The sequence below is a fragment of the Caldimonas mangrovi genome, assembly GCF_023721835.1.
In the GTDB taxonomy this organism is placed as follows: domain Bacteria; phylum Pseudomonadota; class Gammaproteobacteria; order Burkholderiales; family Burkholderiaceae_C; genus Caldimonas; species Caldimonas mangrovi.
Genome location: NZ_JAMKFE010000002.1, coordinates 225,733 through 245,142, shown reverse-complemented (window position 1 = coordinate 245,142; position 19,410 = coordinate 225,733). Strand labels below are relative to the sequence as shown.

At 66.9% G+C, this 19,410-nt stretch carries 18 protein-coding genes; 9 read left to right on the top strand and 9 right to left on the bottom strand.

The features are described 5' to 3' along the window. Window positions 1–4: 4 nt before the first annotated feature. Window positions 5–886, bottom strand: a complete 882-nt coding sequence (locus tag M8A51_RS03695) for a LysR family transcriptional regulator (RefSeq protein WP_251776774.1) — start codon at window positions 884–886, stop codon at window positions 5–7. Window positions 887–1,084: 198 nt separating this feature from the next. On the opposite strand from M8A51_RS03695, the gene M8A51_RS03690 reads away from it, so the two are divergent. Next, window positions 1,085–2,176, top strand: a complete 1,092-nt coding sequence (locus tag M8A51_RS03690) for a type II asparaginase (RefSeq protein ID WP_251776773.1) — start codon at window positions 1,085–1,087, stop codon at window positions 2,174–2,176. A gap of 148 nt (window positions 2,177–2,324) precedes the next feature. Beyond that, window positions 2,325–2,831 (top strand): hypothetical protein, encoded by a 507-nt coding sequence (locus M8A51_RS03685; protein ID WP_251776772.1) that lies wholly within the window; start codon window positions 2,325–2,327, stop codon window positions 2,829–2,831. Window positions 2,832–2,960: 129 nt separating this feature from the next. Here the strand turns inward: M8A51_RS03685 and M8A51_RS03680 are convergent, their stop codons facing one another. Beyond that, window positions 2,961–4,532 (bottom strand): MFS transporter, encoded by a 1,572-nt coding sequence (locus M8A51_RS03680; protein ID WP_251776771.1) that lies wholly within the window; start codon window positions 4,530–4,532, stop codon window positions 2,961–2,963. Window positions 4,533–4,654: 122 nt separating this feature from the next. On the opposite strand from M8A51_RS03680, the gene M8A51_RS03675 reads away from it, so the two are divergent. Continuing rightward, window positions 4,655–5,569 carry a LysR family transcriptional regulator gene (locus tag M8A51_RS03675; RefSeq protein ID WP_251776770.1) on the top strand — a complete coding sequence of 305 codons (915 nt, stop codon included), beginning with the start codon at window positions 4,655–4,657 and terminating at the stop codon, window positions 5,567–5,569. Between the two features lie 167 nt (window positions 5,570–5,736). Here the strand turns inward: M8A51_RS03675 and M8A51_RS03670 are convergent, their stop codons facing one another. After that, the gene (locus M8A51_RS03670) at window positions 5,737–6,687 is read right to left on the bottom strand and encodes an AraC-like ligand-binding domain-containing protein (RefSeq protein WP_251776769.1); all 951 of its coding nucleotides are present in this window, start codon (window positions 6,685–6,687) and stop codon (window positions 5,737–5,739) included. Window positions 6,688–6,903: 216 nt separating this feature from the next. Between M8A51_RS03670 and M8A51_RS03665 the strand changes: the two genes are divergently transcribed. Genes M8A51_RS03665 through M8A51_RS03640 form a run of 6 tightly spaced genes read left to right on the top strand, consistent with a single transcriptional unit; the run spans window position 6,904 to window position 12,933 of the window. Continuing rightward, window positions 6,904–8,115, top strand: coding sequence for an amino acid ABC transporter substrate-binding protein (locus M8A51_RS03665; RefSeq protein ID WP_251776768.1), 1,212 nt, complete (start codon window positions 6,904–6,906; stop codon window positions 8,113–8,115). 55 nt (window positions 8,116–8,170) lie between these two features. Next, window positions 8,171–9,046 (top strand): branched-chain amino acid ABC transporter permease, encoded by an 876-nt coding sequence (locus M8A51_RS03660; protein ID WP_251776767.1) that lies wholly within the window; start codon window positions 8,171–8,173, stop codon window positions 9,044–9,046. Beyond that, window positions 9,043–9,981, top strand: coding sequence for a branched-chain amino acid ABC transporter permease (locus tag M8A51_RS03655; RefSeq protein ID WP_251776766.1), 939 nt, complete (start codon window positions 9,043–9,045; stop codon window positions 9,979–9,981). Before M8A51_RS03660 ends, M8A51_RS03655 begins: the two co-directional genes overlap by 4 nt. Then, window positions 9,978–10,730: an ABC transporter ATP-binding protein gene (locus M8A51_RS03650; protein ID WP_251776765.1), complete on the top strand. Its 753-nt coding sequence runs from the start codon at window positions 9,978–9,980 to the stop codon at window positions 10,728–10,730. Before M8A51_RS03655 ends, M8A51_RS03650 begins: the two co-directional genes overlap by 4 nt. Further along, window positions 10,723–11,445 carry an ABC transporter ATP-binding protein gene (locus tag M8A51_RS03645; RefSeq protein ID WP_251776764.1) on the top strand — a complete coding sequence of 241 codons (723 nt, stop codon included), beginning with the start codon at window positions 10,723–10,725 and terminating at the stop codon, window positions 11,443–11,445. The genes M8A51_RS03650 and M8A51_RS03645 overlap by 8 nt, the downstream gene beginning before the upstream one ends. 36 nt (window positions 11,446–11,481) lie before the next feature. Then, window positions 11,482–12,933: an aldehyde dehydrogenase gene (locus M8A51_RS03640; protein ID WP_251776763.1), complete on the top strand. Its 1,452-nt coding sequence runs from the start codon at window positions 11,482–11,484 to the stop codon at window positions 12,931–12,933. A 695-nt stretch (window positions 12,934–13,628) separates the two neighbouring features. Here the strand turns inward: M8A51_RS03640 and M8A51_RS03635 are convergent. The 6 genes from M8A51_RS03635 to M8A51_RS03610 form a co-directional block, all read right to left on the bottom strand. Next, window positions 13,629–14,363 carry an amino acid ABC transporter ATP-binding protein gene (locus M8A51_RS03635; RefSeq protein WP_251777036.1) on the bottom strand — a complete coding sequence of 245 codons (735 nt, stop codon included), beginning with the start codon at window positions 14,361–14,363 and terminating at the stop codon, window positions 13,629–13,631. Window positions 14,364–14,414: 51 nt separating this feature from the next. Next, window positions 14,415–15,080 (bottom strand): amino acid ABC transporter permease, encoded by a 666-nt coding sequence (locus M8A51_RS03630; protein ID WP_251776762.1) that lies wholly within the window; start codon window positions 15,078–15,080, stop codon window positions 14,415–14,417. Continuing rightward, window positions 15,077–15,787 carry an amino acid ABC transporter permease gene (locus M8A51_RS03625; RefSeq protein WP_251776761.1) on the bottom strand — a complete coding sequence of 237 codons (711 nt, stop codon included), beginning with the start codon at window positions 15,785–15,787 and terminating at the stop codon, window positions 15,077–15,079. Before M8A51_RS03625 ends, M8A51_RS03630 begins: the two co-directional genes overlap by 4 nt. A gap of 121 nt (window positions 15,788–15,908) precedes the next feature. Continuing rightward, on the bottom strand, window positions 15,909–16,799 hold the full coding sequence (locus M8A51_RS03620) for a transporter substrate-binding domain-containing protein (RefSeq protein ID WP_251776760.1): 891 nt from the start codon (window positions 16,797–16,799) through the stop codon (window positions 15,909–15,911). A gap of 125 nt (window positions 16,800–16,924) precedes the next feature. After that, window positions 16,925–17,842, bottom strand: a complete 918-nt coding sequence (locus M8A51_RS03615) for an amino acid ABC transporter substrate-binding protein (RefSeq protein WP_407062200.1) — start codon at window positions 17,840–17,842, stop codon at window positions 16,925–16,927. 30 nt (window positions 17,843–17,872) lie between these two features. After that, complete coding sequence (locus M8A51_RS03610) at window positions 17,873–19,285, bottom strand: aspartate ammonia-lyase (RefSeq protein WP_251776759.1); 1,413 nt, start codon at window positions 19,283–19,285, stop codon at window positions 17,873–17,875. Between the last annotated feature and the right edge of the window lie 125 nt (window positions 19,286–19,410).

Here is a 19,410-nt window from a genome sequence, read left to right as displayed (position 1 = left end):
GTGGTCACTTCAGCTTCTTGAGCTGAGCCTGCACGATCTCCAGAAAGCTGCGCGCCTGGACTGCAGGCGCGTTGTTCTTTGCGAAGAAGGCATTCAGCGGGCATTCGATTTCGGGGTGCAGGTCGATCACCTTCACGCGTGCGGGCTGCAGCTTGCGCGCGGTGAGAAAGTCCACCACCGACCAGCCCAGCTTGCGCGCCACCAGTTCTTCGGCCATCTGCGAGGTCTGGACCCGGATGCGCACCTGCGGCTGGAAGCCGAGTTGCGTGCCCAGTTGCGCCAGGCTGGTGGCGATGGGGTCGTCGCCGACCAGGCCGATCAGGGGGATCTCGGCCAGTGGCGCCATCGTGGGCTTGCGCCGTGCGCCGAACGACGACGGCGCCATCACGAACAGCCGGCCGCGCATTAGCGGTACCGGTTCGACCCCCGGATGGTGCGTGCCGAAAAAATCGAAACCGATGTCGGCCTCGCGGCTCAGCAGCGCCTGCGCGATCTGACGTTTGTGCAGCGTGCGGATCTCGCAGCTCACCTCGGGGTAGGCCTTGTGGTACGCGGCCACCACGTCGGGCAGGAACTGGTGGCAGATCGCCGGAATGGCCGCCACGCGCAACTGGCCGGACAAGCCGCTTTTCAGGTTGTGCGCGGTCTGCCGCAGGCTCTCCAGGCGTTCGAACAGGCCCGCACTGGCTTCGAACAGCACCAGCCCTTCGGTCGTGGGCACCAGCTTGCCGGCCACGCGCTTGAACAGCGGGTAGCCGAGCTGCCCTTCGGCATGCGCGATCACTCGGCTCACGGCCGACTGCGTCAGGTGCAACAGACGGCCGGCGCCGCTCATGCTGCCGGTCTCCATGACCGCCTGGAACACCTCGATATGCCGCAAGCGCATCGCTTCCCCTCACTTTGCTCATGACCTTTCAAGGCCATGAGTTTTTGGAATGGTAGCTGCGCAAACCGGCAGAACCACCAGGCGATCGACGTTCCTAGAATTTTTTCACCCTGCCCGCACCACGGCGTCGATCGCTATCGTGACCACGGCGAGAGGCAGGGCGACGCGCCGGTTCCGGCCCACAACAACGGAGACAAGATGACATCATGGACAAGACCCTTCCTGAGGGCGACCGCCCTGTCCTTCCTCGCGAGTTGCCTGACGATCGCCAGCTCGCAGGCGTGGTCCCAGCCAGCCCGCAGCAAGCCCCAGGTGGTGATCCTGGCGACCGGGGGCACCATCGCTGGCGCCGGCGCGTCAGCCACAAACAGCGCCACGTATCAGGCCGCTAAGGTCCCGGTCGACAAGCTGATCGCGGGTATTCCCGAACTCGATAACGTCGCGCAGGTGCGTGGCGAACAAGCCTTCCAGATCGCCTCGGAAAGCTTCACCAACGACAAGCTGGTGGAGCTGGGCAAACGCGTCTCGGCCTTGGTGAAGGACCCGCAGGTCGACGGCGTCGTGATCACCCATGGCACCGACACGCTGGAGGAAACCTCCTTCTTCCTGAACCTGGTGATCCGCTCCGACAAGCCGGTCGTGCTGGTCGGCTCGATGCGGCCCGGCACGTCGATGTCGGCCGACGGCATGCTCAACCTGTACAACGCCGTGGTGGTGGCGGGCAGCGCCGACGCGCGCGGCAAGGGCTCGCTGGTGGTGATGAACGACCAGATCCATTCCGGCCGCGACGTCACCAAGCGCGTCAACATCCAGACCAACGCGTTCTACAGCCAGTGGGGCCCGCTGGGCATGGTGGTCGAAGGCAGGACCTACTGGTTCCGCACGCCGGCCAAAACGCACACGACTCGCTCGGAATTCGACATCGACACCCTGCGCTCGCTGCCCGAGGTGCATGTGCTGTACGGCACCGGCAACATGACACCCGAGGTCTACAAGGCCGCCGCGCGCGCCGGCGCCCGGGCCATCGTGCATGCCGGCACCGGCAACGGCTCGGTCGCCAACTACCTGGTCGACACGCTGAAGGCGCTGCGCAGCGAGGGCCTCCACATCGTGCGTTCGTCGCGGGTGGGTGACGGCCTGGTGCTGCGCAACTCCGAGCAGCCGGACGACAAGTACGAGTGGGTGGTCGCGCACGACCTGAACCCGCAGAAGGCCAAGATCCTGGCGGCGCTGGCGCTCACGAAGACCGGGGACACGAAGGAGCTGCAGCGCATCTTCTGGCAGTACTGAACGCTCCTGCAGCCGGGCAGCGACGCCCCCTGCGACACATGGGGGGGTTGTCCCTTCAACAAGGGACACGGGTGCAAAAGCTAGGGGATTGTGAGCGCCGGCCTCCGGTTCACAGAATGGCCGCTTCCAAGCAACAAGGAGAGCGGACGTGGCCGTCAACGACAAGAAGGTGCAAGCCTGGATCGACATGTACTTCGACCTGTGCAAGACCGCACCCACGGTCCCCGAGCGCAACGAATGCGCCTTCCGGCTCATCAAGGACTGGCGCAACGTGCCGGGCAACTCCACCGACGAGGACCTGGCCGCGGCCGAGCACTACCTGTTCGCGCGCTACATGGTCAGCAACGCGCATTGCAGCGTCACGCAAATGAAGGCCATGACCCGCGCGTACGACGGCAGCAAGATGCTCATTCAGGACAACGCCACGCTGGAGAAGGCCCTCATCCGGCACAACCCCGCCAACCCGCCCGCACGCGCGACGCCGGAATCGCTGCAATGGGGGCTGAAAGGCTGCGACGACGGCGAAGCCGACCGCCTGGCCGACAACCCGCACCAGCGCGTGCCGACCATTGCGTGGGACGCCATGAAGTTCAACGGGCCGACCCGGGTGATCGCCGAGATCGGCAAGTGGGTGACGCCGACGTTCCTGAAGTAGCGGCCGCTGGCGAGTGCGGCGGGGCCCCGGCACCAAGGGGGTTGGCGTCGAAATCGACGCCCGTCAGCAGACGTCAACGCCTGATGCCTGTGGCTTTGTCGGGTGTGCTTCAAGGAGTGAGCAATCCGCTCAGCGCCGCCCGGCCACCCCGCTCGACACGCTCCGTGCTGCCTTGACGCGCGGCCCACCGAAGACCATCAGGCTGAGCGCGGCGCTCAGCCAAGCGCCGAGCGCCGCGTACAGCATGACCCAGCCGAAGCCCTGGGCCACCGCCTCCTGTAGCAGCAACGCCGCGCCCTCGCGCTGCCCGAGCGCTGCCAGTGCCTGCTGCGCGCCGGGCACATCGCCGCCGGCCAGTTGCTCGGCCACCGCGCGCAGCAGCCCCTGCTCCGGCGCAGGACCCAGCTTGGCCCGCAGCGCTGCCGCGGTACCCGTGACCAGCACTGCGCCCATCACCGCGATGTTCAGGGCCAGCGTGATCAGGCGCGCGCTCACGTCCATGCCTGAAGCCATGCCCGCGCGGCGGGCTGGCACGGAGCCGGTGGTCATGTTGGTCGCCGGCGTGGTCGTCAGGCCCAGGCCCACGCCGGCCGTCAGCGCGCCGGGCAGCACCGCCCAGCCCCCCACCGTGTGCACGATGCCGCTGCCCAGCTTCATCAGCACGAACCCGAGGCCGATCAGGAACAGGCCGGCCGGGATCACAAAGCGCGCCTGGTATCGCAGCAGCAGCCATTGCGCGATCGGTGGCATCACGAGGAAAGGCACCGTGTAGACCAGCAGCGCCAGCCCCGCGGTGGCGGTGTCGTAGTCCAGGCCGGCGGAGAAATACAGCGGCAGGTAGATCATGAACGGCCAGTAGCTGCAATTCATGCCGACGCAGCCGAGGATCGCGCCGGAGAAATCGCGGATCCGGAACACCGAGAAGTCGAACATCGGGTGCGGATGGCGGCGTTCCACCACGACGAAGGCCACCAGGCTTACCGCACTCAGCGCCCCCAGCCCGAGCGCGATCGGCCCGCTCCAGCCCAGGCTGTCGCCTTGTGTGATCAGCGAGGTGAAGCCGAGCACCGCAAGTGTCAGCGTGACCAGGCCCGCGAGGTCCAGCCTCTGCTGCCCGGCCTGGGGGTCGCGCGATTCCGCGATACCGGCGCGGATCCACGCCAGGCCCAGCAGCGCCAGCGGTGCATGCACCAGGAACACCCAGTGCCAACTGAGCAGCGCGGCGATCGTGCTGCCGACGACCGGGCCGAAGCCGAGGCCGATGCCGGCCACCACGCCCCAGACCGCGAAGGCGCGGCCGCGCACCCGGCCCTCCGGGAACTCGTGCGACAGGGTTGCGATGGAGCAGATGAACATCGCGCCGCCGGCCATGCCCTGCAGAAAGCGGGCGCCGATCAGCACCGGGGTGCACGGCGCCAGGCCGCACAGCAACGAGGCCACGCCGAAGGCAAGCACCGACAGCATGAAGACGCGCCGCCGGCCGTAGCGGTCGGCCAGTGTGCCTGTGACCATCAGCACCGTCGTGCAGGCGATGGTGTAGGCGTTCATGATCCATTGAAGGTCCTGGAAGCCGGCGCCCAGCCGCGCCTTGAGCACCGGCAGCACGACGGGCACGCTTGAGATTTCCAGGCCGAACATCAAGGCTGCGAGGCAAATCGCTGCCAGCGCAAGAACGGGACGGCGGGATACGGCAGGGGACATCGAAAAGCTCGCGGCGAAGCGCGGTAGATAACGGGTTCGCTGCATTCTCAAGACCCCGGCTTCATTACGCAAATGATGAAATTTGCTTTGATTCAGTTCGTAGTTTCATTAATCTGTGGGTCATGAACATCGACGGTGGCCTGCTGCAGGCCTTCATGGCGGTGCACCGGGCCAGCGGCTTCACCCGTGCGGCCGAGCAGCTGCACCTGACGCAATCGGCTGTGAGCCACCAGATCCGGCGGCTGGAGGAGTTGGTCGGCCGACCGCTGTTCCACCGCACCACGCGGCGCCTGAGCCTCACCGCCGACGGCGAAGAGCTCCTGCGCCATGCCGAGCGCATCTTGCAGGCGCACGACGCGCTGCAGCGCCACTTCCGCTGCTCGCCGATCGAGGGCACGGTGCGCTTCGGCGTACCCGAGAGCTTCATGAGCGAAGGCCTGCCGCAGCTGCTGCAGCAGTTCTCGCGCAACTGCCCCCACGTGCGCCTGGAGGTGAGCGTGGGTCTTACGCTCGACCTGGCCACGATGGTGCGCGAGCGCCAGCTCGATCTCGCGGTGGTGGTGTCGGTTGCGGGCACGACCGAGGGCACGCTGCTGCGCCGGCTGCCGATGGTGTGGGCCGCGGCGCAGGGCTTCCGGTGGGCGCGCGAAGCCTCGCTGCCGCTGGCTTACTCGCCGCCACCTTGCGTGTGCCGCCAGATCAGCGTCGACGCGCTAGAAGGCGCCGGCATTCCCTGGCACGGAGCCTTCAGCTCGCACAGCCTCCAGGACCTGCGCCAGGCAGCGCTGAGCGGCCTGGCGGTCGCCACCTTCACCCGCGACAACCTGCGGCCCGGCATGGTGGTGCTCGACGAACGCGACGGCCTGCCCGCACTGCCCATGCTGGATTTCACGCTCGCCTATGGCGAAGGCCTGCAAGGCGAGCGCAGCCCGGCGGCGGCCGAGCTCGGCCGCTTGATCGAGCAGGCCGAGTGGGCGCGCAAGGACAGGCCAACGCGGCGGACGCGGCTCAAAGGCTCTGGATCAATGCAAAGATAGTCGCAGGGCCACGACGGGCACCATGCAGGAAACGATAGAAGCTGCTGCATTGACCGGTGGCTGTCGGCCGACCCCACTCGAGCGGCTCCCCGCCGAACACTCCGACCGAGCAGACCCAGATACGCACGAGCGCGGAACGACGCCACGCAACCGCCGGAACGATGGCCTCAACCCAGCCCTGCCCGCAGCTCGCTCGGTGTCACCCCATACGCCTTGCGAAACACTCGACTGAAGTGCGCCGGGCTGTTGTAGCCCCAGGACATCGCGATGTCGGTGATCGACTGGCGGGCACGGTCCTGCGCCAGCAGGTCGCGCCGGCAGGCCTGCAGGCGCAGCATCTGGATGTAGTCGGCCAGCGTGTTTTCTTCCTGCTCGAACACGGCGTGCAGGTGGCGCTTGCTGCAGTTCAGCGCGCGGGCGATGCGGTCGATCGACAAGTCCGGGTCGCGCAGGTGGGCCTGCACATAGTGCTTGATGCGGTCGCGCAGCGCCTCGCGCTGAGTCACCTCGGTCGGGTGGCCGATGTGCTCCAGCATCGCCAGCTGCAGCAGCCGGCTCACGCTGTCGGCCACGCCGTCGCCGCTGCGCTCGGGCAGTTGCTCCATTTCGCGGAAGGCCGAGTTCATCATCTCGTAGGCCAGCCGCGACACCCCCATCGACCCGCTGAAGCGCCGCACCATCGCGCCGGGACCCAGCACTCTGCGGTCCATCAACTGGTCTTTGGGCAGCAGCAGCACCAGTTGCTCCACCGCCTCGGGGTTGGACACGGTGTAGGCCTCGGTGGTGTCGTAGACGCTCCAGTCGCCGGGCGCCAGCCACGCCTTGCGGCCATGCTGCTCGAAGCAGGCGTGGCCGCGCAACTGCGCCACGACCTTCAGGAAGGCGCGGTCGCTGCTGCGAATCAGGCTGGGCGTGCGCACCACGCGGTGGCGGCTGACCTGCAGTCGGCACACGGTGAGATAGCCAATGTCGCCGTGATCGATGCTGCCCGAGAAGTGCGTGTCGCCATACGCGTCGGAATGCAGCCGCCCGATCAAGCCCCAGATGCGCTCGCCCCACCAGTGCAGCCGCTCGCCGGCCGGCACGTCGTCGGTGGAAATGGAGTGGGTGGCAGCCATGGCGGCGGGGCAAACCCCTGGCGGTCGAAGCGAGGCGTCAAGTATCCCGCCGCATGCTCGCGCCGTCGTGCGCTGTTCGTCTAGGGTTTTCCCCCGCCGTCGTGCGCTGGCAGGCAAGCGCTACGCGCACTGGCAGGCAAGCACAGCGACCCGCGGATTCCTAGCATTCGTGGCCACGCTGCAAGAGGTGCGGCACGCCTACCGAGGAGACACCCCGTGACCAGACGACGCTTCCTTTCGGCCTGCACGGCCGCCGCCTTCGCCGCGCTGGCACTGGCCGCCGGCCCCGCCGCCGCGCAGGACAAGGTTCGCATCGGCTGGGCGCTGTCGAAAACGGGGCCGAACGCCGGCGGCACCGCCACCACGCAGACGCCCAACTACCAGCTGTGGGTGAAGGAAGTGAATGCCGCCGGCGGCCTGAAGCTCGGCAGCCGCCGCGTACCGATCGAGGTGGTCGAGTACGACGACCGCTCCAGCTCCGAAGAAGCGGTGCGTGCGATCGAACGGTTGATCACGCAGGACAAGGTCGACTTCGTGCTGCCGCCCTGGGGCACCGCGCTCAACCTCGCGGTGGGGCCCACCTTCCACAAGCACGGCTATCCGCAGCTGGCGCTGACCGCAGTGACCGACCGCGCCGCGGACCTCGCCAAGCGCTGGCCCAACGCCTTCTTTTTCCTGGGCATGGGCTCGCAGTACGCCGAAGGCCTGATGGCGCAGCTCGAAACCCTGCGCAAGCAGGGCAGGATCGGCAACACCATCGCGATCGTCAGCGTGGCCGACGGTTTCGGCATCGACCTGTCGAATGCCGCACGCAAGGCGGTCGAGAAGCACGGCTTCAAGCTCGTCTACGACAAGACCTACCCGCTGGGCACGCAAGACATGGCGCCCATCCTCAGCGAGGTGAAGGCATTGGCCCCCGACGTCTTCGTGGCCTTCTCGTACCCGCCCGACACGCTGACGCTGACCGACCAGGCACGCATCGCGGGGCTGAACCCCAAGGTGTTCTACACCGGGGTCGGCACGGCCTTCCCGGTCTACAAGCAGCGCTTCGGCGCGAATGCCGACGGCGTGATGGGCATCGGCGGCGTGCACTTCGACAGCCCGGCGATCCAGGACTACTTCAAGCGCCACCAGGCCAGCGAGGGCCGTGAGCCCGACCGCTGGGCCAGCGCGATCACCTATGCCGGCCTGCAGGCCTTCCAGCAGGCGATCGAACGCGTCGGCAAGGTCGATCGTGCGGCCGTCATCGCCGAGCTGAAGAAGGGCAGCTTCGACACCATCGTCGGCCCGATGAAGCTGGACACACAGCTCTACAGCAACCTGTGGCTGGTGGGCCAGTGGCAGGACGGCGAGTTCCACGCCATCGCGCCGGGCGATCGCGCCGGCGCGCGCAAGGCGGTCGTGCCCAAGCCGGCCTGGAAGAACTGAGCTCATACACATCGGGAGCGCGCCACGCAGTGCGCCCTCGCCACGGTCTCTACCCATGATCCTGATCGACGTGGCCCTCGGCGGGCTGACGCTGGGCGGCATGTACGCCCTCATCGCGATGGGGCTGACGCTGCAGTACGGCGTCGCGCGCATCATGAACCTCTCGTACGGCGAGTTCCTGATCGCCTCGGCCTTCGGCGCCTTCGTGCTCGTCACGCAGCTGCAGTGGCACCCGCTGGTCGCGTTGGCCCTGGCGCTGCCGCTCGGCTTCGCGGTGCAGTGGGTGGTCTACCAGGTGCTGCTGGTGCCGCTGGTCCGGCGCACCGGCGCCGGCCCGGCGCTCGAGATCGACAGCATCCTCGCCACCTTCGGTCTGCTGTTCGTGATGCAGGGCGCCGCGCTGGTGCTGTTCGGCGGCAACTACTACAGCTACTCCTACCTGTCGGTGCCGGTCGACGTGCTGGGCAGCCAGGTCGCGGCCAACCGGCTGCTGGCGCTGGGCTTCGCGGTGCTGATCGGCGGCGGGCTCTACCTGCTGCTGACGCGCACCCGTGCCGGCACCGCCGTGCGGGCGGTCGCCGTGGCGCCGCGCTTCGCGCCGCTGGTCGGCATCGACGTGCGCGCCACCTCGGCGCTGGCCTTCGGGCTGGGCGGTGCGCTGGTGGCGGCGTCGGGCGTGCTGGTCAGCATGTTCCTGCCGTTCTCGGCGTCGATGGGGGTGGTGTTCGCGATGAAGGCGCTGGTGGTCGTGATCATGGGCGGCGTGGGCAACCTGCTGGGCTGCCTGGTGGCCGGCATGCTGCTCGGCTTCGCCGAGACGCTGGTGGCCCGCTTCGTCGACCCGGGGTTGACGCTGGCAGTCAACTTCGCACTGTTCCTGGGGGTGCTGCTGGTGCGGCCCACCGGCCTGTTCGGAAAGGCGGCACGATGAAGGCCTTGCTGCTGCTCGCTATCGTTGCGGCGCTGTCGGCACTGCCGTGGCTGCTGGCGAACGACTACTGGCTGTCGCTCGCGATCAACCTGCTGCAGTACGGCGTGATGGCGACCGCCTGGGCGCTGTTCTCCGGGCCGACGCGCTACATCTCGCTGGCCACCGTCGCGTTCTTCGGCATTGGCGCCTACACCTTCGCCGTGTTCGGCGAGGCGCTGCCGCTGCCGGTGGTGCTGGCCATCGCGCTCGTCATCGGCGTGGCCATCGCGCTGGTCGTCGGGCTCGCGACGCTGCGGCTGTCGGGCGTGTACTTCGTGATCTTCACCTTCGGGCTGGCCGAGCTGATCCGCCAGGGGGTCACGTGGTACGAAGTCAACGTCACCCGGTCGATCGGGCGCTATGTGTTCGTCGATGTGACGCAGACGCAGATCTACGGGCAGCTGCTGGCGCTGCTGGTGCTGGTGCTCGGCACCGGCTGGTGGATCCGCCGCTCGCGGCTCGGCCTGGCGCTGCGCGTCATCGGCGACGACGAGACCGTGGCCACGCACGTCGGTATCGACACCACCGTCATGAAAGTGCTGCTGTTCGCGCTGAGTTCCGGTTTCATCGCACTGACCGGCGCGGTGATGGCGCCGCGCTGGACCTACATCGACCCGGCCATTGCCTTCAATCCGACCGTCAGTTTCCAGGTGCTGATCATGGCGCTGCTCGGCGGTGCCGGGCGCCTGTTCGGCCCGCTGGCGGGTGCCGTCCCGCTGGTGCTGCTGTTCGAATGGCTGTCGGCCAGCTTTCCGAACCACTTCTCGATCCTGCTCGGGCTGGTCTTCATGCTGATCGTCTACTTCGTGCCGCACGGCGTGATCGAACTCGCCGCCGGCTGGCTGCGACGCAAGCCGCGTCCCACGGAAGCGTCTGCCGTGGAGATCGTGCGATGAGCCCGCTGCTACGCGTGTCCGGCCTGTCCAAGCGCTTCGGCGGCCTGGTCGCAGTCAACGACCTGCACTTCGACGTGATGCCCGGCGAGGTGGTCGGGCTGCTCGGGCCCAACGGCTCGGGCAAGACGACCGCGATGAACCTGATCTCGGGCGCGCTGCGGGCCGATGCCGGGCAGGTGCTGTTCGACGGCGTCGACCTGGCCCGCGAACGGCCGCACCGCATTGCCCGCCTGGGTGTGGCACGCACCTTCCAACTGGTGCGCGTGCTCGCTTCGATGAACTGCCGCGAGAACGTCGAGGCCGGGCTCGCGTTCCGCCCGCACGGCTTGCACGGCCGTGCTGCCCACTCGGAAGCCGAAAGGCTGCTCGCGCGGGTCGGGCTGGCCGGCCGTGAAACGCTGGCGGCGGCCGAACTGACGTACATCGACCAGAAGCGGCTCGAGTTGGCGCGCGCGCTGGCATTGCAGCCGCGCCTGCTGCTGCTCGACGAATGGCTCGCAGGGCTGAACCCGACCGAGTTGCGCACGGGCATCGCCCTGGTGCGGTCGCTGCGCGACGAGGGGCTGACCGTCGTGCTGGTGGAACACGTGATGGATGCGGTGCACTCGTTGTGCGACCGCTGCGTGGTGATGAGCGCCGGCGTGCGCATCGCCGCAGGGCCGACGCGCGAGGTGCTGGCCGACCCGCACGTCGTGAAGGCCTACCTGGGAGAAGAAGACGACGCAGCGCACGGAGTCCAGCATGCTTGAGGTGCGCAACGTCTCGGTGAGCTATGGCAAGCACCGCGCGCTCGACGGCGTCTCACTGTCGGTAGCCGCCGGCGAGATCGTCGTGATGCTGGGGGCCAACGGGGCGGGCAAGTCGTCATTCCTGAAGGCGCTCGGCGGCATGGTGCCGATGTTGCCCGGCGCCAGCGTGCGGCTGGCCGGCAAGGAGCTGGTGGCCCGCCCCGCCCACCGCATCGTCGACGCCGGCCTCGCGCTGGTGCCGGAAGGACGCGGTGTGTTCGGCGACCTCACGGTACGGGAGAACCTGCGCCTGGGGGCCTGGCCGCGTCATGCACGAGAACGCGAGGCCGACACGCTGGAGCAGGTGCTCGCGTTGTTCCCGCGGCTGGCCGAGCGGCTGCCGCAAGCCGTGCGCACGATGAGCGGCGGCGAGCAGCAGATGGTGGCCGTGGGCCGCGCGCTGATGTCGGCGCCCCAGGTGCTGCTGCTCGACGAGCCGTCGCTCGGCCTGTCGCCGCTGATGTGCAAGGAGCTGTTCGCCGCACTGGCGCGCATTCGCACTCTCGGCGTCGGTGTGTTGATGGTCGAGCAGAACGCAGCGCGCAGCTTGGCGATTGCCGACCGCGGCTGCCTGCTCGAAAACGGCCGCCTCGCCGGGGAAGGCAGCGCGGCCGCGCTGCGCGACGACCCGGCCGTGCGGCGTGCGTATCTCGGCGCCGCGCCTGCCGCGGCCTGATGCCCCCAACCTTTGCAACCCTCAGGAGGATGCCTCATGTTTACGACCGATCTCCTCGTCGCCAACGCCGACCGGCCCGCCGCTGGCGGCGCCACCTTTGACCGCAACAACCCGATGACCGGCGAGGTGGCCACCCGGGCCGCCGCGGCCAGCGTCGCGGACGCCCGGGCCGCCTGCGACGCCGCGGCAACGGCCTTCCCCGCCTGGTCGGCACTGGGCCCCGGCGCACGCCGCAAGCTGCTGAACGCCGCGGCCGACGCCCTGGAAGCGCGCACGGCCGAGTTCATCGCACTGATGGCCGCCGAAACCGGCGCCACGGCAGGCTGGGCCGGCTTCAACTGCATGCTGGCCGCCAACATGCTGCGCGAGGCCGCTTCGATGACGACCCAGATCGCTGGCGAGGTCATCCCGTCCGACGTGCCCGGCAGCCTCGCCATGGGCCACCGCCAGCCGGTCGGCGTGGTGGTCGGCATGGCTCCCTGGAATGCACCGGTCATCCTCGGTACGCGCGCGCTCGCGATGCCGCTGGCCTGCGGCAACACCGTGGTGATGAAGGCCTCCGAGCTGTGCCCCGGCACGCACCGGCTGATCGGCACGGTGCTGCGCGACGCCGGCCTGCCCGCCGGCGCCGTCAACGTGATCAGCAATGCGCCGCAGGACGCTGCGGCGGTTGTCGAGGCGCTGATCGCCCACCCCGCAGTGCGCCGCATCAACTTCACCGGCAGCTCCAGGGTCGGCCGGATCATTGCGATGAAAGCCGCCGAGCATTTGAAGCCGGTGCTGCTGGAACTCGGCGGCAAGGCGCCGCTGGTGGTGCTGGACGACGCCGACCTCGACGAGGCGGTCAACGCGGCGGCCTTCGGGGCCTTCATGAACCAGGGGCAGATCTGCATGTCGACCGAGCGCATCGTCGTCGACGAGGCCGTCGCCGACGAGTTCGTGCGGCGTTTTGCCGCGAAGGCGAACTCGCTGACCGTGGGCGATCCGCGAGAGGGCAAGGCGGTCCTCGGCTCGGTGGTCGATCTGAGCACGGTGGAACGGGTGCAGGCCATGCTGGAAGACGCCATCGCCCAGGGCGCCAGGCTGGTGGCCGGCGGCACCAGCGACGGCACCCTGATGAGCGCACACGTGCTCGACCACGTGAAGCCGGGGATGCGCATCTATGGCGAGGAGTCGTTCGGGCCCATCGTCACGGTGGTGCGCGTGCGCGGCGTCGACGAAGCGGTTCGCGTGGCCAACGACACCGAATACGGCTTGTCGTCGGCGGTGTTCGGGCGAGATGTCACACGTGCGTTGGATGTCGCCCGGCGGATCGAGTCGGGGATCTGCCACGTGAACGGGCCGACGGTGCACGACGAGGCGCAAATGCCTTTTGGGGGCGTCAAGGCGTCAGGGTATGGGCGCTTCGGGGGGAAGGCCGCGATTGCGGAGTTCACCGAGTTGCGGTGGATCACGGTTCAATCGGGGCATCGGCACTATCCGTTTTGAGGGTGCCGCTGTGCGGGGTGCGTTTGTGCTGCCTGCTGCCTGCTGCCTGCTGCTTAGACCGATGAATTCCATCGTGCTGCCGAGCCGGGAGTCCGCCCCGGCGGGCGGGTAACTTTCATTTGCTGGCCCAAATGAAAGTCACCAAAGCAAAGGGCCTGAATGCAACACCATGCACTCTGACCGTTGTGCTTCTTCCCGCCGGCCCAGCGGGCGGTCGATCCCTGTCGAATGGGCTAGAACCACCTGCTCGTCCAACGCTACGGGTCCGCTGCGCGAGACCCTGGAGGAAGTCAGGAACAACCAGGGCGATGCGTAGCGAGCCCGAAATGCTGAAAGCGGACGCTCAGTTCACCTGAGCACTCAGACCACTGTCGTCTTGCTTCTGTCTTGTCTTCGGTCCCGGTATTCGGTCCGCTTCGGACCGAAACAACAGGTGTGCGGCTTCTCTAGCCAGCACGGCATTAATAGGCCGCCCGCCGGACCGAGTGCAAGAAGCTCAACGGTCAGAGTGCATGGTGTTTGACTTAAGGCCCTTTGCTTTGGTGACTTTCATTTGGGCCAGCAAATGAAAGTTACCCGCCCGCCGGGGCGGACTCCCGGCGCGGCAGCGGAATGTGCGACACCGCGACAAGAAGCAAGACAGGCAACCCACCCGCCCCGCAAAAGGCCCAGGCGGCAGCTACCGCCGCCCCCCATCAATGTTGAAGAATCTTCGACAAGAAGTCCTTCGCCCGCGTCGACCGCGCCTCGGGATTGCCGAAGAACTCCTCCTTCTTGCAGTCCTCGATGATCTTCCCCTGGTCCATGAAGACCACCCGATGGCTGACCTTGCGTGCAAACCCCATCTCGTGGGTCACGCACATCATCGTCATGCCTTCGTGCGCCAGCTGCACCATCACGTCGAGCACCTCGCCGACCATCTCGGGGTCGAGCGCCGACGTCGGCTCGTCGAACAGCATCACGATCGGGTCCATGCTGAGCGCACGTGCAATCGCCACGCGCTGCTGCTGGCCGCCCGACAGCTGCCCGGGGAACTTGTCCTTGTGTGCCGTCAGCCCCACGCGCTCGAGCATCTTCAGGCCGCGCACGCGTGCCTCGTCCTTGCTGCGGCCCAGCACCTTGATCTGCGCGAGCGTGAGGTTCTCGGTCACGCTCAGGTGAGGGAACAGCTCGAAGTGCTGGAACACCATGCCCACGCGCGAGCGCAGCTTGGGCAGGTTGGTCTTGGGATCGCCGATCGACACGCCGTCGACCAGGATGTCGCCCTGCTGGAAAGGCTCCAGCGCGTTGACCGTCTTGATCAGCGTGGACTTGCCCGAGCCCGACGGGCCGCACACCACGACCACTTCGCCCTTCTGCACGCTGGTGGTGCAGTCCGTCAGCACCTGGAACGTGCCGTACCACTTGCTGACGTTCTTGATTTCGATCATTGCCGACATGTTGTCGTCTCCTGATTCAAAGTCGCTGAGCCCGATGGCGCATCAGCGAACGATCGCAATTTTCTTCTGCAGGCGCTTGACCAGCTGGGACAGCGCGAAGCAGATGACGAAGTAGACCACGGCCGCAGCCAGGTAGGCCTCGATCGGGCGGCCCATGTTCTTGCCGGCGATCTCGAAGCCCTTGAGCGTGTCGTAGGCGCCGATCGCGTAGACGAGCGAGGTGTCCTGGAACAGGATGATGGTCTGCGTCAGCAGCACCGGCAGCATGTTGCGGAACGCCTGCGGCAGGATCACGAAACGCATGTTCTGCCCGTACGTCAGGCCCACGGCCTGGCCGGCGAACACCTGGCCGCGCGGGATCGACTGGATGCCCGCACGCATGATCTCCGAGTAGTACGCGGCCTCGAACAGCGTGAACGTGATGATGGCCGACAGCTCGGCGCCGATCGGCTGGCCGAGCACGAAGGGCACCAGCAGGAAGAACCACAGGATCACCATCACCAGCGGGATCGAGCGCATGCCGTTGACGTAGATCGTCGCCGGGATGACGAGAGCCTTGACGCCGGACAGCCGCATCAGCGCCAGCACCGTGCCCAGCAGGATGCCACCGATCATCGCCACCAGTGTGAGCTGGATGCTGAACAGGAAGCCCTTCAGCACGTAGTTGCTGATGAGGTCCCAGTTGTAGAAAGACCAGTCGATGTTCACTTGCCGCCCCCCACGTAGCCGGGAACGCGCACGCGCGTCTCGATGAAGGCCATCACGCGGTTCACCGCGAAGGCGGAGATCATGTACAGCGTGGTGACTGCGAGGTAGACCTCGATACCGCGGGAGGTTTCCTCCTGCACCTGCATCGCGAACAGCGTCAGCTCGGCGATCGACACCGCGAACGCGACCGAGGAGTTCTTGATGATGTTCATCGCCTCGCTGGTCAGCGGCGGGATGACGATGCGAAACGCCATCGGCAGGATCACGTAGCGGTAGGTCTGCGGCAGTGTCAGACCCATCGCCGAACCGGCCATCATCTGCCCGCGCGGCAAGGCCTGGATGCCCGCCCTCACCTGCTCGGCCACGCGCGCGGAAGTGAAGAAGCCCAGCGCGAAGATGACCAGCACGAAGGTCGACACGTCACGGAAAGCCGGCACCAGCGCGGGGATCACGTGATACCACAGGAAGATCTGCACCAGCAGCGGGATGTTGCGGAACAGCTCCACCCACGCATTGCCGAAAAACTGCAGCCCCTTGTGAGGCACCGTGCGGATGGTGCCGATCAAGGCACCGACGATCAGCGCGACCACCCAGGCGCAACCTGCCACCGACAGCGTCCAGCCCCAGGCCGAGAGCATCCAGTCGAGATAGGTTTCACCGGCGCCCGTGTCCCGCAGGAAGACTTGCCAGTCCCATTGGTAAGACATGTTGTTCTCCTCCAGGGTGCGCAGCATGTCCTGCACACGCCCCGGAACGTTCTCGATTACGGCGGCATGGCGTAAAAAAAGACCCACCCGCGATCAGCAGGTGGGTCGCCATGCCATCGGCTTACTTCGCCGCGTAGGCTTCCATCGGCTTGTCGTTCGGTTCCGCGACCAACGCCTTCAGCGTGTCGCCCATCGGCAGGTTGACGCTGACGTTCTTCGGCGGGATCGGCTGGGTGAACCACTTGGCGTAGAGCTTGTTCAGCTCACCGCTCTTCATCGCCGCACGGATCGAGTCGTCGACCGCCTTCTTGAAGGCCGGGTCGTCCTTGCGGATCATGATCGCGATCGGCTCGACCGACAGCACTTCACCGACGATGGCGAAGTCACCCGGGTTCTTGGCGTTGGCGATGTTGCCGGCCAGCAGGTTGTCGTCCATCACGAAGGCATCGGCACGGCCCGACTCGAGGATCAGGAAGGAGTCGGCGTGGTCCTTGCCGTAGATCTCGCGGAACTCGACGCCCTCGCCGCGCTTGTGCTTGCGCAGGTGCTGCACGGACGTGGTGCCGGTCGTCGTGACGACGGTCTTGTTCTTCAGGTCGGCGATCGACTTGATGCCCGATTTCTTGTTGACCGCCATGCGCACCTCGGTGACGTAGGTCGTCAGGCCGAACGCCACCTGCTGCTGGCGGGTTTCGTTGTTGGTGGTGGAGCCGCACTCGATGTCGACGGTGCCGTTCTGCACCAGCGGGATGCGGTTCTGGGAGGTCACCGGCGTGTATTCGATGGCCGGCTTGGTGCCGAGCTGCTTGCCGATGTCGCCGATGATGCGCTCGCACAGTTCGACGTGGTAGCCGGCGTACTTGCCGCCACCCAGCGTGAACGACAGCGGCGACGACGATTCGCGCACGCCCATCACGACCTTGCCGGTCTCCTTGATCTTCTTCAGGGTGTCGGCTTGAGCCGCACCGGCAGCAAGCAGGGCGGCGGCCAGGACGAGCAGAGGCTTCTTCATAGAGGCTCCTAATGGTTGAGCAAACCCAGGTCGGGTCAATAGAGGAACGGGATTCTAGGGAGGACGGTCTACGTGAAACTACGTAGTTGCCGCAGCGGTTGAACCTAGCGGGCCGAAGCTTCCCATCAGAACGGGACTTGGTCTGTCGGGTATTTCCAGAAGTCCTTCAGCAGGTAGCTCATGGGGAGGTTCAGCGCGGCGTTGTTCGGCGGAATCGGGCGCTGGAACCAGCGCTCGTAGACGGGGTAGATCTCGCGGCTCAGGATCAGGCGCCTCATCTCTTCGTCGACGATCTTCTTGAACTCGGGGTCGCCCTTGGGAAGCATGATGGCCAGCGGCTCGATGGTCAGGAACTTGCCCACCACCTTGAGCCTGGCCGGGTCGGGACGGCCGGCGATCAGCCCGTAGAGCAGCACGTCGTCCATCGCAAAGCCGTCGGCCTGACCTTGTTCCACCATCTCCAGCGCCCGGGCATGGTCTGGCGCGTCGAGGATGGCAATACGCAGAAGTCGCTCCCGGTTTGCCTGGTCGATCGCTTTCAACGGCGTCGTGCCTTTGGTCGACACCAGTTTCTTCCCTTCGAACTGCGGCAGGTCGTCGATGCCGCTGTCGGCGCGCACCGCGTAGCGTGCCCCGGTGATGTAGTGCGGCACCGTGAACGCCACGGTCTTGCGCCGCTCGGCGTTGTTCGTCGTGGAACCGCACTCCATCTCGGCGCGGCCTTCGGCAATGGCCTGGATGCGGTTGGCCGGCGTGACCATCACGAACTCGGGCGCGAGCGTCTTCAGCTCGAGCTTCTTGCGCACGGCTTCGGCGAGCTTCAGGCACAGGTCCATTGCGTAGCCGATCGGCTGCTTGTTCGCGTCGAGATACGAGAACGGCACCGAAGACTCGCGGTGCGCCAGACGGATCTTGCCGGTCTCGCGCAGGCGGTCGAGCACGGGCCCCGCGTCGGCCAGCACAGGGGCCAGCATGCCCACGGCAAGAAACGTTCTGGCGAGCCCGCGCGACACGCGAGACGCCGTCCAACGGCGGTACAACATGGTTTCGACCCTCTTACTTCTATGGGTGGTTCACAGCTCCAGGCGCACCGGCTGAGTAAGGTTCTCGGGCACCAGCAGCGCCTGCATTTCTTCGCGCGTCATGATTCCCAGCGCGTCGGCAGTGTCGGCAATCGACGCACCGGTCGCAAGTGCGGTCTTGGCAATCAGCGCCGCTTTTTCGTAGCCGATGATCGGGTTCAACGCGGTAACCAGCGTGACCGACTCGGCCACGCGTTTCTGCAACAGCGGCAGATTGGGCTGGATGCCTTCGACGCAGTTCATGCGCAAGGTGTCGCAGGCGTGCGTCAGGTGGCGGATGCTCTTGAACAGCGACCAGCCCATGATGGGCTCGAAGGCGTTGAGCTGCAGCTGCCCGCCCTCGGAGGCCAGCGTGATCGTCACGTCGTTGCCGATCACCTCGAACGCCACCTGGTTGACCACCTCGGGAATCACCGGGTTCACCTTGCCCGGCATGATGGACGAACCCGCCTGGCGCGCCGGGAGCCGGATGTCGCCCAGCCCCGCCTGCGGCCCGGACGACAGCAGGCGCAGGTCGTTGCAGGTCTTGGACAGCTTCACCGCCACGCGCTTGAGCACGCCCGACAACTGCACGAACGCGCCGGTGTCCTGCGTCGCCTCGATGAGGTTGGCCGCAGGCTGCACCGGCACGCCGCTGCAGCCGGCGAGTTCGCGCACCACCGCGGCGGCATAGCCGTGCGGTGCATTGATGCCGGTGCCGATCGCGGTGGCGCCGAGGTTCACTTCCTCGATCAGCGCGCGCGCCTCTCGCAGCCGCGCCTCGTCCTCGCCGAGCATCACGGCGAAAGCCGAGAACTCCTGCCCCAGCGTCATCGGCACGGCGTCCTGCAACTGGGTGCGGCCGATCTTCAGCACGTTCTTGAATTCGAGCGAGCGGCCCTCGAAGGCACTGCGCAATGCGGCCATCGCCACGAGCAACTGCTCGATGCCGAACCAGGACGCCAGCCGCAGCGCAGTCGGGTAGACGTCGTTGGTGCTCTGCGAGGCGTTGACGTGATCGTTCGGGTGCAGGACGTCGTAGCGGCCCTTGTCGAAGCCGAGGTGCTCGAGCGCGCGATTGGCGATCACCTCGTTCGCGTTCATGTTGGTCGAGGTGCCGGCGCCGCCCTGGATCACGTCGACGACGAACTGGTCGTGCAGTTGCCCGGCGGCCAGATCGTCGCAGGCAGCCTCGATCGCGTGGGCCAGCTTCGGCTCGAGCACGCCCAGGCGGGTGTTGGTGCGCGCGGCGGCCTTCTTGACGAGCGCCAGCGCGCGCACCAGTTCGGGCACTGCGCCGATCGGGTGCCCCGAGATGGGGAAGTTCTCGACCGCCCGTGCCGTGTGCACGCCCCAATACGCACCCGCGGGGATGTCCTTGCTACCCAGGAAATCGTGTTCGTGCCGTACAGCGGGGGTGGTCATGAAGGGGCTCGGTCAGTCGGTCTGGGCGCGACTGTAGGGCGGAGGCAATTCCGATGCCAATGCTGTTTCTACGGGACGTTATGCGATCGACGCATGGCGACCTAGGGTAAACACCATAGATCGGT